Source organism: Rhizobacter sp. P5_A1, from assembly GCF_056400745.1.
The window spans coordinates 87,703-101,363 of record NZ_JBFUKR010000002.1 but is presented as its reverse complement, the minus strand read 5'-3'; the positions used below and the strand labels follow the sequence as shown (position 1 = coordinate 101,363).

Annotated in this window: 12 protein-coding genes and 1 pseudogene; 10 read left to right on the top strand and 3 right to left on the bottom strand. The window is 65.9% G+C overall.

Features of this window, described 5'->3' with window-relative positions:
- Positions 1-215: 215 nt before the first annotated feature.
- The gene (locus tag AC1DTW_RS02260; RefSeq protein ID WP_477978693.1) at positions 216-1,370 is read right to left on the bottom strand and encodes a flagellin; all 1,155 of its coding nucleotides are present in this window, start codon (positions 1,368-1,370) and stop codon (positions 216-218) included.
- Between the two features lie 531 nt (positions 1,371-1,901).
- Between AC1DTW_RS02260 and flhD the strand changes: the two genes are divergently transcribed.
- The 7 genes from flhD (at position 1,902) to AC1DTW_RS02225 (ending at position 7,405) form a co-directional block, all read left to right on the top strand.
- Positions 1,902-2,225, top strand: coding sequence for a flagellar transcriptional regulator FlhD (gene flhD / locus AC1DTW_RS02255; RefSeq protein WP_477978691.1), 324 nt, complete (start codon positions 1,902-1,904; stop codon positions 2,223-2,225).
- 41 nt (positions 2,226-2,266) lie between these two features.
- Positions 2,267-2,803, top strand: a complete 537-nt coding sequence (flhC, locus tag AC1DTW_RS02250; protein ID WP_477978689.1) for a flagellar transcriptional regulator FlhC — start codon at positions 2,267-2,269, stop codon at positions 2,801-2,803.
- A gap of 273 nt (positions 2,804-3,076) precedes the next feature.
- Positions 3,077-3,937, top strand: coding sequence for a flagellar motor stator protein MotA (gene motA / locus AC1DTW_RS02245; RefSeq protein ID WP_477978687.1), 861 nt, complete (start codon positions 3,077-3,079; stop codon positions 3,935-3,937).
- Positions 3,938-4,048: 111 nt separating this feature from the next.
- A complete protein-coding gene (gene motB / locus AC1DTW_RS02240; protein ID WP_477978685.1) occupies positions 4,049-5,014 on the top strand; it encodes a flagellar motor protein MotB in 966 nt (321 codons plus the stop codon).
- A 47-nt stretch (positions 5,015-5,061) separates the two neighbouring features.
- The gene (locus AC1DTW_RS02235; protein ID WP_477978683.1) at positions 5,062-5,460 is read left to right on the top strand and encodes a response regulator; all 399 of its coding nucleotides are present in this window, start codon (positions 5,062-5,064) and stop codon (positions 5,458-5,460) included.
- Positions 5,461-5,479: 19 nt separating this feature from the next.
- Positions 5,480-6,106 carry a protein phosphatase CheZ gene (locus tag AC1DTW_RS02230; RefSeq protein ID WP_477978681.1) on the top strand — a complete coding sequence of 209 codons (627 nt, stop codon included), beginning with the start codon at positions 5,480-5,482 and terminating at the stop codon, positions 6,104-6,106.
- Between the two features lie 135 nt (positions 6,107-6,241).
- Positions 6,242-7,405, top strand: coding sequence for an EscU/YscU/HrcU family type III secretion system export apparatus switch protein (locus AC1DTW_RS02225; RefSeq protein ID WP_477978679.1), 1,164 nt, complete (start codon positions 6,242-6,244; stop codon positions 7,403-7,405).
- 107 nt (positions 7,406-7,512) lie between these two features.
- On the opposite strand, the gene AC1DTW_RS02220 is transcribed toward AC1DTW_RS02225, so the two are convergent.
- Both AC1DTW_RS02220 and AC1DTW_RS02215 read right to left on the bottom strand, forming a co-directional pair.
- Complete coding sequence (locus AC1DTW_RS02220; protein ID WP_477978677.1) at positions 7,513-8,277, bottom strand: substrate-binding periplasmic protein; 765 nt, start codon at positions 8,275-8,277, stop codon at positions 7,513-7,515.
- Positions 8,278-8,287: 10 nt separating this feature from the next.
- Positions 8,288-8,499, bottom strand: a pseudogene (locus tag AC1DTW_RS02215) (hypothetical protein); the annotation flags it as partial.
- Positions 8,500-8,528: 29 nt separating this feature from the next.
- Between AC1DTW_RS02215 and AC1DTW_RS02210 the strand changes: the two are divergent.
- The 3 genes from AC1DTW_RS02210 to AC1DTW_RS02200 all read left to right on the top strand — a co-directional run bounded on the left by AC1DTW_RS02210 (position 8,529) and on the right by AC1DTW_RS02200 (position 13,575).
- Positions 8,529-11,693, top strand: a complete 3,165-nt coding sequence (locus AC1DTW_RS02210; RefSeq protein ID WP_477978675.1) for a response regulator — start codon at positions 8,529-8,531, stop codon at positions 11,691-11,693.
- 292 nt (positions 11,694-11,985) lie between these two features.
- The gene (locus tag AC1DTW_RS02205) at positions 11,986-12,975 is read left to right on the top strand and encodes an alpha/beta hydrolase (RefSeq protein ID WP_477978673.1); all 990 of its coding nucleotides are present in this window, start codon (positions 11,986-11,988) and stop codon (positions 12,973-12,975) included.
- Positions 12,976-13,080: 105 nt separating this feature from the next.
- Entirely contained in the window at positions 13,081-13,575 is a 495-nt protein-coding gene (locus tag AC1DTW_RS02200; protein ID WP_477978671.1) for a methyltransferase family protein, read from the top strand.
- Positions 13,576-13,661: the final 86 nt, after the last annotated feature.

The window sequence follows — 13,661 nt, the reverse complement described above, 5'->3', positions numbered from 1 at the left end:
CGTCGTGCATTCCAGCATCCGCCAGTGTTTCCGGACCGCGGGCCCCGGTCATGAAGCCCGCTGGACCGAATGGTGTCAGTCCGGGCGCCGCACGAAGCTTCGAAAAGACGCCGAAACGCCATCCAGTTCGGCCAAACGCAGCAGGCCCCACCGGTTGCCCGGTGGGGCCTGCGTGAGCGGCGACGATGCGCCGCTCGCCGGAGAACGAAGCTGCCTTACTTCAGCAGCGACAGCACCTGCTGGGGCAGCTGGTTGGCCTGCGCGACCATCGCGGTGCCGGCTTGCTGCAGGATCTGGGCGCGCGACATGTTGGCGGTTTCCGCCGCGAAGTCGGCGTCGACGATGCGACCGCGGGCGGCCGACGTGTTCTCCGACTGGATCGCGATGTTGCTGACCGCGTTCTCGAACCGGCTCTGCAGTGCACCGAGGTCGGCACGCGACGAGTTGACCGAATCCAGCGCCTTGTCGATCTGCACCAGCGCGGTCTGCGCGCCGTTGAAGCCGGAGATGTCCAGGCCGGCGATGCCGGTCACGGCTGCGGCGGTCACGGTGCCGGTGGTGTTGTCGAACCCGGCGACGGTGGCGTCGTCGAGTGCGCCGGTCATCGCGATGTTGCCGGCATCGCTGCGCAGGCTGATCGTGCCGGTGCCGGCGTCGTACGACGCGCTGACGTTCGTCTGCGCCGAGACCTTGTTGATCGCGCTGACCATCTGGTTGGCGCGCTCCAGCGGGCTGCCCGCGGCCGTCACGGCGCCGATGTCGACACCGTTGATCAGCACGTCGCCGGCGGAGATCGCGGTGGCGTAGCCGGTCACGCCGGTGGCGGGCGCCGACGCGGTCGCGATGTTGGTCGTGCCGCCGAGCACGGCCAGCGAAGCGTCGGCGATGCTGTTGACGCCGATGGTCTCGCCGGCGTTGGCGCCGACCTGGAACTGCGCGGCGCTGAAGCTGCCGTCGAGCAGCTTGGTGCCGTTGAAGGTCGTCTGCGCGGCGACGCGGGCGATTTCCGACTTCAGCGAGCCGACTTCGGTGTTCAGCGCATCGCGGTCGCTCTGGCTGTTCGTCGCGTTGGAGGCCTGCACCGCCAGTTCACGCATGCGCTGCAGCATGTCGCCGACCTTGCCGAGCGCGCCTTCAGCGGTCTGCGCCAGCGAGATGCCGTCGTTGGCGTTGCGGCCGGCGACGTTCAGGCCGCGGATCTGCGCGTTCATGCGCTCCGAGATCGCCAGGCCGGCGGCGTCGTCCTTCGCGGAGTTGACGCGCAGGCCGGAGGACAGGCGCTGCATCGAGGTCGACAGCGAGCCCTGGCTCATGCTCAGGTTGCGCTGTGCGGTCAGGGAATTGACGTTGGTGTTGACGGACATGCTCATTTCGATAACTCCAGTGACGGTTGAAGGGACTCCCGGCGAGAGCGCCGGCATTGCCTTGGCAGAGCGGGCTTCAACCCGACCGACCGATCTGCTTCGAGCTGACACCTGCATCGGCAGGTGGCCTGCTGCGCCCGGCGCTCGTCTTCCTCAGATCTCGTTGGAGGGGCGAATGGTTGTGCCCTCTACGAAACATCGGCGGCTTACTCCGGACCCCGGTTCTGATTGCTCGTCCCCGTTGGGAGGGTTATCGGGCAGGGGGTTTCGATACTTGAGGGCGTCTGTCAACAGAAATTTGCGGGTGAATCGGCCGCCTGTTCAATGGTTCACAGGTGGCGGCCGGATTCGGCCCGATCGGTCCCGGACGACGAGGCCTTGTAGGAAGTTGCCTGACACGGGGCACGGAAGAACGTGGACTGCAGCGACAGAACTGACCTGATGTTCCGGCCCTGATCGGCTCTTCACAATCCGTTTCACGTTGAGACACATAACAACGCGGAACGACACCCAGTAAAGACCACCGGAGCAGACACCATGAACGCAGACCAGATCCTCACCGAGATTCGCGAAGCCAACCTGTCGTACCTGATGCTGGCGCAAAGCCTGATCCGGGCCGACAAGGAACAAGCGCTGTTCCGCCTCGGCGTCAGCGAAGAAAGCGCCGCGATGATCGCGCTGCTGACGCCGGCACAGATGATGAAGGTCGCCTCGGGCAACACGCTGCTGTGCCGCTTCCGGATGGACGACGACCTGGTCTGGGGTCTGATCACGAACCACGGCCGCGGCGCCGCGAACGACACCACCTCGCGCCTGCACGCGTCGATCCTGATGGCCGGCCGCCATCAAGAAGCGGCCTGAGCCAGCCGGTCAGTCAATACAAGTACAGCCAGGAGCCGACCATGCGCATCAAGAGCATCCTCACCGAAGCGAAGCAGATCAGCCGCGCCGTGACGCTGATCAACCTCGGCGCCCGCCTGCAGGTGCTCGAGTCCGAGACCGACCTGTCGTACGAGCGCCTGCTGCGCCTGTACAAGGAAGTTTCGGGCAAGTCGCCGAGCAAGGGCCAGCTGCCGTTCTCGACCGACTGGTTCATGACCTGGCAGCCGAACATCCATGCGTCGCTGTTCCTGAACATCCACGAGTACCTGAACAAGGTCGCCGAGATGGACGAGATCGACACCGTCATCAAGGCCTACCAGCTCTACCAGGAGCAGACCCAGGCGCAGGGCCTCGAGGCGCTGCTCTCGGTCACGCGCGCCTGGCGCCTCGTCAAGTTCGTCGACAACGGCATGCTGACGATGACCCAGTGCTCCAAGTGCCGCGGCCACTTCGTCACGCACCCGCACGAGATCGCCAAGCACTATGTCTGCGGCCTGTGCAGCCCGCCGGCGCGCGCCGGCAAGGGCAAGGCCGCGGGCGGCATCCAGATGCACTGAGCGGCCGAGCGCAGCGGTCTCAAGTCTGCGCACGGCACGCCGATAGACGTCTCAACGTTCTTGATGGCTTGAACTCCTCCTGGCACATTCCAATGTGTCTTTAAACGGGTCCCTCGGGGCCCGTTTCTTTTTGGGCGGCGAAAGCCGCGCTGATGCACGCATCGCCCGAAACCCGGCGATCCCAAACTCAAGAGACGCCGCAGCGGGCCGATAAAGCGGCAAGGCAGGGCACGCCGAGGTTGGCGCGCCCACACACTCGGACTTCCACACACCATGTTCGTACTCGTCGGCTGGGGCTTGGCACTGGCTTGCATCTTCGGGGTGTACATCGCGCACGGCGGCAACATCGCCGTGATCCTGCACGCGCTGCCGTTCGAACTGATCACGATCCTGGGGGCCGCGATCGGCGCGTTCCTCGCGAACAACCAGATGAAGGTCATCAAGGCCTCGCTGTCGGGCCTGGGCCGCTGCTTCAAGGGCAGCAAGTACAGCAAGGCGCGCTACATGGAAATGATGGCGCTGCTCTACGACATCCTGCAGAAGGCCCGCAAGGAAGGGCTGATGTCGATCGAGAAGGACGTCGAGGAGCCGCACAGCTCGCCGATCTTCCAGAAGTACGCGGTGGTCGGCAGCGATCACCACGTCGTCGAGTTCATCACCGACTACCTGCGCATGATGGTCTCGGGCAACCTCAACGCCCACGAGATCGAGAGCCTGATGGACAGCGAGATCGAGACCCACCACAACGAGGAACACGCCGCGGTCGCCGCGATCGCACGGGTGGCCGGTGGGCTGCCGGCGTTCGGCATCGTCGCGGCGGTGCTCGGCGTCGTCAACACGATGGGTTCGGTCGGCCAGCCGCCGGCGGTGCTCGGCGGGATGATCGGCTCGGCGCTGGTCGGCACCTTCCTCGGCATCCTGCTCGCCTACGCGTTCGTCGAGCCGCTCGGCGGCCTGCTGGAACAGAAGGTCGAGGACGCCTCGAAGGAACTGCAGTGCATCAAGACCACCCTGCTCGCGAGCATGCAGGGCTATGCGCCGCAGGTCGCGGTCGAGTTCGGGCGCAAGGTGCTGTACTCCGGTGACCGCCCGACCTTCGCCGAGCTCGAAGGCCACGTCAAAGGCAAGAAGTAATGGAGCCCCTCGTCCGATGGGTACATCGGCCGATCCCCCGGGGGGATGCGGGCCGGCTTGGGAGCGGCCCGGCGCTCGGCCCGCGCGCCAACGACGGAAGGAAGCGGTGCCATGTCCGGTGACTCGAAAAAGCTCCAGCCGATCATCATCAAGAGGGTGAAGAAGGGCGGCCATGCCGCGCACGGCGGCGCGTGGAAGATCGCCTATGCCGACTTCGTCACCGCGATGATGGCGTTCTTCCTGCTGATGTGGCTGCTCGGCTCGACGACCGAGGGCGACAAGAAGGGCATCGCCGACTTCTTCAATGCGCCGCTGAAGGTCTCGCTGTTGGGCGGTGGCAGCGGTTCCGGCGATTCGTCCAGCGTCGTCAAGGGCGGCGGCACCGATCTGTCGCGCAGCTCCGGCCAGGTCAAGGCCGGCGATATTGAGGCGCCGCGCAAGAACGTGCAGCTCAAGGCGCTGAAGGCAGAACAGCGCCGCGCCGAGATCGCGCGGCTCGAATCGCTGAAGAAGAAGGTCGAGGACGTGCTCGCGGCGAACCCGAAGCTCGCGGCGCTGAAGTCGCAGATCCGCCTCGAGATGACGCGCGACGGCCTGCGCATCCAGATCGTCGACGAGCAGAACCGGCCGATGTTCGACAGCGGCAGCGCGGTCGTCAAACCCTATATGCGCGAGTTGCTGCGCGAAATCGGCTCGGTGCTCGCCGAAGTGCCGAACCGGCTGACCCTCGAAGGCCATACCGACGCGCAGCCCTTCGGCGCCGGCGAGCGCGGCTACAGCAACTGGGAGCTCTCGAGCGACCGCGCGAACGCGTCGCGCCGCGAACTCGGTGCCGGCGGGCTGCCCGAGGAGCGCGTGCTGCTGGTGCAGGGCCTCGCGTCGAGCGTGCTGTTCGACCCGAACGACCCGCGCAACCCGGTGAACCGGCGCATCAGCATCATCGTGATGAACCGCGAGGCCGAGGACCGGCTGCTGCGCCTGAAGACCGACGACGAAGACGACGCCACGCCAAGCCTCGCAGATTCACGGAAAGAAGCGCTCGCGCTGCCCTCAATTCCGCCTGCCATCACCCGATAAACACCCAGTGCCCGGCGCGCAGCCGGAGCGACCCCGCGAGGAGCGCCATGAGCCACCCCAACGACATGAAATTTCTGATCGTCGACGACTTCTCGACCATGCGCCGCATCGTGCGCGGCCTGCTGAAGGAAATCGGCTACCACAACGCCGACGAGGCCGAGGACGGCGCGGTCGCGCTGACCATGCTGAAGAACTCGAAGTACGACTTCGTCGTCAGCGACATCAACATGCCGGTGATGAACGGCTTCGAACTGCTGAGCGCCGTGAAGGCCGACGACAACCTGAAGCACCTGCCGGTGCTGATGGTGACCGCCGAAGCGCGCAAGGAAGACATCGTGCGTGCCGCGAAGGACGGCGCCGCCGGCTACATCGTGAAGCCCTTCACCAAGGCCACGCTGGAAGAAAAGGTGCAGAAGATCATGCAGAAGCTCGCCGCGACGGCTTGAGCACCCCGGAGCCCACAAGATGAAGATGGATGACCTGGACACGCTCGCGCCGCAGATGGCGGCTTCGCCCGAGGTGTTTCAGCAGCTCGGCCTGATCACGCGCCAGCTGCACGACACGCTGACGCAACTCGGCGTGATGCCGCGCCTGCAGCAGGCCGCGAACGGCCTGCCCGACGCGCGCAGCCGCCTGTCGTACATCGCGCAGAAGACCGGCGACGCCGCGAACAAGGTGCTGAACTCGGTCGACATGGCCAAGGCCGAACACCACGGCATCAGCGACGAGACGCGGCGCATCGCCGCGGCGATCGTCAGGGACCCGGTGAAGGCGGTCGCCAGCGGCGCCGTGCTGAACTTCGTCACCGACGTCGAGGCCTCGACCGAACGCATCGACAGGCACCTGACCGACATCATGATGGCGCAGGACTTCCACGACCTGACCGGCCAGGTGGTCGCGAAGGTCGTCGCGCTCGCCTCCGACCTCGAGGACAGCCTGGTCAAGCTGCTGGTCCAGGCGGCGCCGCCGGAACAGGCGCAGCGCGTCGAATCGGCGATCCTGAACGGCCCGGTCGTGAACCCGGAGGGCCGCACCGACGTGGTCGCCAACCAGGGCGAAGTGGACGACCTGCTGGCCAGCCTCGGCTTCTGATCCCGCGCGCCTGACCGGGCGCCGACCCGACGACATTCACGCCGCCGAACAGGCGGCCGTTCACCTCTCTTATCCGCCTCAAGTTTCGGGCCTGCCCCGGAACAATGACGAAGCGCCAAACACCGGCGCTCCGTCATGTCCGAATCGAACTCCCAAGACCGCAATCTCCCCGCCTCGCAACGCAAGCTGAACAAGGCTCGCGAAGAAGGCCAGGTCGCGCGCTCGCGGGATCTGGGGCATTTCGTCGCGATCGCCGCCTGCGGCGCGCTGCTCGTGACCGCAGCGCCGCTCGTGGCCGACTGGCTCAAGCAGACGCTGATGCAGGGTCTGCACTTCGACCGCGCCGCGATCCTGAACACCGGCTTCATGGGCGAGCGCCTGCTCGAGCTGACGCTGCGGCTGCTGTGGATCGTCGTGCCGTTCGGCATCGCGATGATGGCCGCCGCGCTGGCCGGCAGCCTCGCGATCGGCGGCTGGAACTGGACGCTGAAGCCGCTGCTGCCGAACTTCGGCAAGCTCAACCCGATCACCGGGCTGCCCGGCATCGTCTCGAAAGACAAGCTGATCGATGCGCTGAAGGGCAGCGCGCTGGCGCTGATCCTCGGCGCGATCGGTGCGCTCTACCTGAAGAGCCATCTCGACGCCTTCGCCGGCGTGCTCGCACTGCCGTTGCCGGCGGCGATCCAGCAGACCGCGACCTCGATGCTCGGCGGCCTCGGGCTGCTGCTGCTGGCGCTCGCCGCGTTCGCGCTGATCGACGTGCCGCTGCAGCGTCACCACCACGCGCAGCGCCTGAAGATGAGCCACCAGGAGCTCAAGCAGGAGCACAAGGAGCTCGAGGGCAACCAGGAGATCAAGGCCAAGCTGCGCGCCCGCATGCGCGAGATGACCAAGCGCCGCATGCTCGCCGCGGTGCCGAAGGCCGACCTGGTCGTGATGAACCCGACCCACTACGCGGTCGCGCTGAAGTACGACGACAAGAAGATGGGCGCACCGCGCGTCGTCGCGAAGGGCGCCGACCTGCTCGCGATGAAGATTCGCGACCTCGCGAAGGACTCGAAGGTGCCGGTGCTGCAGGCGCCGGTGCTGGCGCGCGCGCTGTACGCGCATGCCGAGCTCGATCGCGAGATTCCGGCGGCGCTGTTTGCCGCGGTCGCGCAGGTGCTCGCCTACGTCTACCAGCTGCGTGCGGCGCTCGCCGGCCAGGTGGCGATGCCGAACGCGTTGCCCGAGCTGAACGTGCCCGAAGAGCTGGACCCGCACAACAAGCCGGTTCCCGACATGGAGATCTTTGACTGACGGCGGTGTCGAATGCCCGCGTTCACGGGCCGAGAGTTGGCGCGAACGATCAACTCGTTGAGTGGGCTACAAAAACGGCGCCATCGGTGCGCGGCGGTCCTGAAGCGTCATCGGTAGCGTTTCACGATCGCCTGGTACGAACCATCCGCTCTCATCCGGTCGATGGCGTTTGCGATCCTCTTCGCGATCTCTTTCGGAAAATCGGGGGAAGCAGCGACGTAGGAAATTTTGACCGGTCCCAAGTTGGGGCCGTACTTTAGTTCGACAGGGTCGAACCCGGCTTGCCGGTACACACCGTACGCCATCAGATCCGTGGTGATCCATGCGCCGATGCGTCCCAGCTTCAATTTCTTGGCGTTCGTCAAATCGTCGTTGGTTTCTTCGACATACCGAAATCCCGCTTGTTCCGCCTCATCCTTGAAACTGGTGCCGCGGACATAGCCCACGACCAGCGTCCGCGCTTCCTCGATGGAAGACGGTGGCTTGGCCAGAGTCACCAACACCGTGTGAAATTCCAGCACTGGCGCAACCCATTGATAGTGCGTTTCCCTGCCAGGCGTACGGGTGAACGGAATGATCAGTACGTCGTTTCCGGCCTGGGTTTCCAGTTGCGCCCGCTGCCACGGGAGAAAACTGAACTCGAGCGCAATCCCCGCCCGCCTGCCGGCCTCGCGGACAACTTCGAGCACAACGCCGCCTGCTTGCCCTCCCGCATTGGTGGTGAGCGGAGGAAACTCTGCAGTCACCACCTTGAAGGTTTGCTCGGCCATGCTTGACGGCGAAAGAAGCAATGCCAGCAGCGCGAGCATCCCAACGCGGATTCTCGGTCGCCGCATACGGAAACTCCTTTCGGGAATGGTGCTCTTGAGCATCGGTCAAGCTTTAACATATACACCATATCGATCCTCCGCAGGCGAGGATCGAATTAGCGGATGCACTCCACCTGAAGGGCCTGCTGCTTCTGGGTGGTGGTGAGTGACGAAGTGCTTGATCTTCGCGACCGACTCCTTGACCGAGGCGAACGAGCCCCGACGGATCGCTTTGTCGGTGATGACGGAGAAGTAGCGCTCAAGCTGGTTCAGCCAGCAGCTGTGGTCGCGCGAAGCGCGGTGGAGCAACTGAGATGCCATCGCCGTTTCGCCTGATCCCGCGGGCGACGAGCTTGCACACCAAGCTGATGTTGGCACTGGCGATCGTGGTCGCGCTGGTGGCGCTCGCTTCGGCCTATGTGCTGATCGAACGCGAGCGTGAGCGCCGATTGCTGGAACTCGAAGGCCGCGCCGCGCGCATCGCCGAGCTATTCAGTCGCTCGGTGGCCTATCCACTCTGGAACCTCGACCGTGCTGCGATCGACAGCCAGCTCGCTGCGCTGGCGCCCAATCCCGAGGTCGCGCAATTCAGCATCACGACGGTCGGCGAAGGCACGGTGTCCGCGGTGACCAAATTTCAGGGGCCGGATCTCGTCGACCCGATTGTGCGCGTGCAGTCGATCGAGTACGCGCCGCCCGGCGGATCCAAGCCGCAGAAGATCGGAGAAGTCCGTGTCGTGCTGACACGCGCGGTGGTCGAGGAGGCCATCGCTACGGCCCGTCGAACCATTCTTGCGCTGGTGGCCGCGATCGTGGCCGTGTTGTATGCGGCGACCTTCGTGCTGCTCAGGCGCATGGTGAGCGCGCCGATCAATCGCCTGGAGACGACGGTCGATCGAATCGCCGTCGGTGATCTGAACGCACGCTGCGTGATCGAATCCGGCGACGAATTGGGGCGGCTGGCCGTGCGTGTCAACGCGATGGCGGACCGGCTGCTCGACTCCGCACGGCGATTGCGCGAAAGCGAGGCGACATACCGGGGGATCTTCGAGAATTCGCTGGAGGGCATCTTTCATCTGGATCGATCGGGGGGGCTGCACGACACCAACGCGGCACTGGCACGGCTGATGGGCTACGCCACGCCAGCCGAACTGATGGCGGCAGTGAACGGCGATGGTCGCAACGATTCGCCGCTCGGCTGCCGGCCTCTGTTCACGCCGGCTCAGACTGCCGCGCAGTTCGCCGCACTCGAACGGGACGGTGAGATCGCCGGCATGGAACTGCAACTGACGCGCGCCGACGGCAGCCCCATCTGGGTCCAGCTCAACGCGTGGCAGCAAGGCGACGCCCGTCCAGATGGCAGCGCACCGGCCGGATTCGACGGGCTGATCACCGACATCACGTCACGCAAGCAGACACTGGAGGACTTGCGCAGCCATCGCGATCATTTGGAAGAGGCGGTGCGTGAGCGTACCGCGGAACTGGGCGATGCGATGAATCGGGCCGAGGTTGCGAACCAGGCCAAGAGCGAATTCCTGGCGAACATGAGCCACGAGATCCGCACGCCGATGAATGCGATCCTCGGCATGTCGTACCTGGCCCTGCAGAGCGAGCTGAGCCCGCAGCAGCACAACTACATCCAGAAGGTGCACGCGTCGGCCGAGGCGCTCCTGGGCATCATCAACGACATCCTCGATTTCTCCAAGATCGAAGCCGGCAGGCTCGACATGGAGGTCCTGACATTCGGCCTCGGCAGCGTGATGGACGACCTCGCGAACCTGGTCGGCATGAACGCGGAGGAGAAGGGCCTGGAGCTGGTGTTCGCGCTGCCGCCGGATCTGCCCAACGCGCTGGTGGGCGATCCCTCGCGGCTGGGGCAGGTGCTGATCAACCTGGGCAACAACGCGGTCAAGTTCACCGAACGGGGTGAGGTCATCGTCGCGGTCGAGGTGGTCGCGCGCGACGCAACCTCGGTGCGCCTGCGCTTCGAGGTACGCGACACCGGCATTGGCATCACGCCTGAAGAGCAACAGCGGCTTTTCAAGCCGTTCTCGCAGGCCGACTCGTCGACGAGCCGCCGATTCGGCGGCACCGGGCTGGGCCTGGCGATCAGCCACCACCTGGTGCGCATGATGGACGGAGAACTCGGCGTCGACAGCGCACCGGGGCGCGGAAGCCGGTTCCACTTCAGCGCGAGCTTCGGCCTCGGACCTGAATGCGCTGCCAACGACGCGGCTTCGTCCAACTGTGGCCTGCATGGCGCCCGAGTGCTCGTCGTCGACGACAACGATGCCGCACGCGAGGCGCTGGTGCACATGGCTGACTCGCTCGGGCTGCGCGCGTCGGCGGCCAACGGTGGCCACGAAGCCATCCAGGCGGTCGTGGCGGCGGATGCGCGCCACGAGCCCTTCGACCTGCTCTTGCTCGACTGGAAGATGCCGGGCATGAATGGTCTTGACTGTGCAAGGCAGTTGGCCTGCATGCCGCTGGCGCACCCGCCGCCCACCGTGCTGATGCTCACCGCCTTCTCCCGCGATGAAATGGCGCGCAGGCTGGCGGCCGAACAGCTTACCGTAGCGGCAACCCTGACCAAACCGGTGACGCCTTCGACGCTGCTGGATGCCTGCCTGCAGGCGATCGGTCAGCCGCGGCAGCATGCCTTGCGAGGTGATCTACGCGAAGAAGAGTTGGAGAGCAACCGCGCCGTCCTGGCCGGCGTGCATGTTCTGCTGGTTGAGGACAACCCGTTCAACCAGGAGCTGGCGCGTGACCTCCTGGGCCGCGCGCAAATCGTGGTTCGGGTCGCCAACAACGGTCGCGAGGCCATCGACATGCTGGCGCGCGAACGCTTCGACGCGGTGCTAATGGACTGCCAGATGCCTGTCATGGACGGTTATGCAGCCACGCGCGAGTTGCGCAGCGACCCGAAGTGGCGCGATCTGCCGATCATTGCGATGACTGCAAACGCGATGGTCGGCGACCGCGAAAAGGTGCTGGCGGCCGGTATGAACGACCACATTGCCAAGCCGATCAACGTAACCGAGATGTTCGCCACGCTGGCGCGCTGGATCCGACCTGGCACGGCGGCGAGCAAGGGTTTCCCGGGCATCGAGAGCGCCGTCGCGCTCGCCGGCGTGATGGGCGACGAGCAACTCTATCGGCGCCTGTTGTGCATGTTCCGAGACCGGGAAGCCAGCTTCGCGGCCCGTTTCGGCGCTGCCCGTGCGGCGCACGACATGGTCACAGCCACGCGGTTGGCGCACGACCTGAGGAGCGCGTCCGGCACCCTGGGGGCGACGGCCGTCCGCGAGGCCGCTGGGGTGCTGGAACACGCCTGCTCCAACGGCGCAGGCCCGGCGGAAATCGACGCGCTGCTCGCGACGGTGGTCGAGCATCTCGACCCTGTGATCGCCGGCTTGCGCTCGCTCGAGGCCGGGTCGGCGCGAGCCGGTGCAGTTCCTCTTCTCCGCGCTTCTTAGCGAAGCATCGTACTGTGCGTGCTGCTGGCGTGAGGCACGAGAGCCTGCCTCGCCAACTTGGGGCCCGAAGAGTTCGAAATGAGAGCGTGGGGCTGTCGCTGTCCAGCGACCCGATTGGGCTCGATCCCGATGCGTGCTTTCGCCAACGACCGCTTCTTGGTCCGGCTCGTTCGCAGCACGGTTCGACAAGGGCTGACGAAGGTCGAGTGCCCCAGGGTTCCCGCGCCGATCCCACTCCTATACTGCACCGCGCCGGCCTCGAGCCGAGCCCCAACGAGACGAGGAGACGGCCGTGCACCTCAATCGCCGCGACGTGATGTTCGCCTTTGCCGCCAGCGCCGCCCTCGGCGGCTGTGCCACACCAGCGGCGCCGGCTGCTGACTGGCAGCAGTTCTCCGCCGGCGACGGCACCGCTATCCACTACCGGCGTTGGGTATCGGCCGGCGCGGCACCGAAGGCAGTGCTGCAGATCGTGCACGGCGCAGCCGAGCACGCCAGCCGCTACGATCGTTTCGCGCAGGCGGCCGTTGCGAGCGGCTATGCGGTCTACGGCACCGACCATCGCGGTCACGGCCGCACGCGGCTGCGCTCGGGCCGCACCGGCGATGCCGGCCCCGATGCCTGGAACCGGATGGTCGAAGACGAAATCGCCTTCACGCAGCGCCTGCGCGCCGCGCATCCCGGTGCCAAGCTCGTGCTGTTCGGCCACAGCCTCGGCTCGTTCATGGCGCAGGACTACATCGAGCGCCGCAGCGATCTGCTCGACGCGCTGGTGCTGAGCGGCACGTCGTACCGTCCGGGGGTGCCGCCGCAGCTGATCGATCTGCTCAACGACGCGGTGCGCAAGGAGCCGCTCGGCGACTCGGCGGTATGGGCGGGCCTCTTCAAGGACTACAACAAGCCCTTCGGCGGCCCCACAGGCTTCGAGTGGTTGAGCCGCGATTCTTCCGAAGTGAAGAAGTACGTCGACGATCCGCTGTGCGGCTTCGCCTTCAGCAACGAGCTGGCGCGCGACATCTTCGTCGGCCTCGCGCGCATGCGCGACCCGGCACTCGAGGCGCGCATTCCCAAGCCCTTGCCGGTGCTGGTGATCCAGGGCGAGCTCGACCCGGTGGGCGAGAACCTCGTCGGTACGCGGCGCCTCGTGGCGCGCTACCAGGCGCTCGGGATGTCGCGCATCGAGACCCGCTACTACACGGGTGCGCGGCACGAGTTGCTGAACGAGACCAACCGCGACGAGGTCCAGCGCGAGGTGTTGGCGTGGCTGGCGAAGACGGTTTGAGCGGTCCTGAAAGCCACATCCCGAGTCATTGCTCGCGAGACGTCACGCGACGCCAGCGCTCGCCCAATCCGCACGATTCGCGGCGGCGTTGAGTAGGCTCCTATCGTGCAGCGCGCCGCCGCGATCATCGGTTCCGCGATCTTCCTGGTCATCGCTCCGGGCACGCTCGCCGTGTACGTCCCTTGGTACCTCACGCACTGGCACTTCGCGCCTCCGCTATTCCCGAGCGCGCGCGTGCTCGGCGCCGCCCTGATCGTCGCCGGGTTGCCCATCTTGCTCGATTCGTTCGCTCGCTTCGCGTTGCAGGGCCTCGGCACACCGGCGCCCGTGATGCCTCCCAAGCGCCTCGTCGTCACCGGGTTCTATCGCTACGTCCGCAATCCGATGTACGTCGCAGTCACGGCGTTGATCGCCGGCCAGGGCCTCCTGTTCGGGAGCGTCACGGTGCTGGAGTACGGCGCGATCGTGTGGGCCGGATTCTTCTTGTTCGTTGTCGCCTACGAAGAGCCTGCGCTGGGCGAGCAGTTCGCCGACGAGTACAAGCGCTACCGGGCGAACGTGAGGCGATGGTTACCGCGCATCACCCCATGGCGCGGGTAGGTGATAAGAACGCTGCGTGCGCGTCGTCGTCCAGCATCGCAGCCGCTACCACTATCCGAGACCGGCGCTGCTGGGCCCGCAGCTGA

Coding starts and splice junctions, on each gene's coding strand:
- motA (WP_477978687.1), top strand. CDS start 3,077: ATGTTCGTACTCGTCGGCTGGGGCTTGGCACTGGCTTGCATCTTCGGG.
- AC1DTW_RS02210 (WP_477978675.1), top strand. CDS start 8,529: ATGCCATCGCCGTTTCGCCTGATCCCGCGGGCGACGAGCTTGCACACC.
- AC1DTW_RS02225 (WP_477978679.1), top strand. CDS start 6,242: ATGTCCGAATCGAACTCCCAAGACCGCAATCTCCCCGCCTCGCAACGC.
- AC1DTW_RS02230 (WP_477978681.1), top strand. CDS start 5,480: ATGAAGATGGATGACCTGGACACGCTCGCGCCGCAGATGGCGGCTTCG.
- flhC (WP_477978689.1), top strand. CDS start 2,267: ATGCGCATCAAGAGCATCCTCACCGAAGCGAAGCAGATCAGCCGCGCC.
- AC1DTW_RS02220 (WP_477978677.1), bottom strand. CDS start 8,277: ATGCTCAAGAGCACCATTCCCGAAAGGAGTTTCCGTATGCGGCGACCG.
- motB (WP_477978685.1), top strand. CDS start 4,049: ATGTCCGGTGACTCGAAAAAGCTCCAGCCGATCATCATCAAGAGGGTG.
- flhD (WP_477978691.1), top strand. CDS start 1,902: ATGAACGCAGACCAGATCCTCACCGAGATTCGCGAAGCCAACCTGTCG.
- AC1DTW_RS02235 (WP_477978683.1), top strand. CDS start 5,062: ATGAGCCACCCCAACGACATGAAATTTCTGATCGTCGACGACTTCTCG.
- AC1DTW_RS02260 (WP_477978693.1), bottom strand. CDS start 1,370: ATGAGCATGTCCGTCAACACCAACGTCAATTCCCTGACCGCACAGCGC.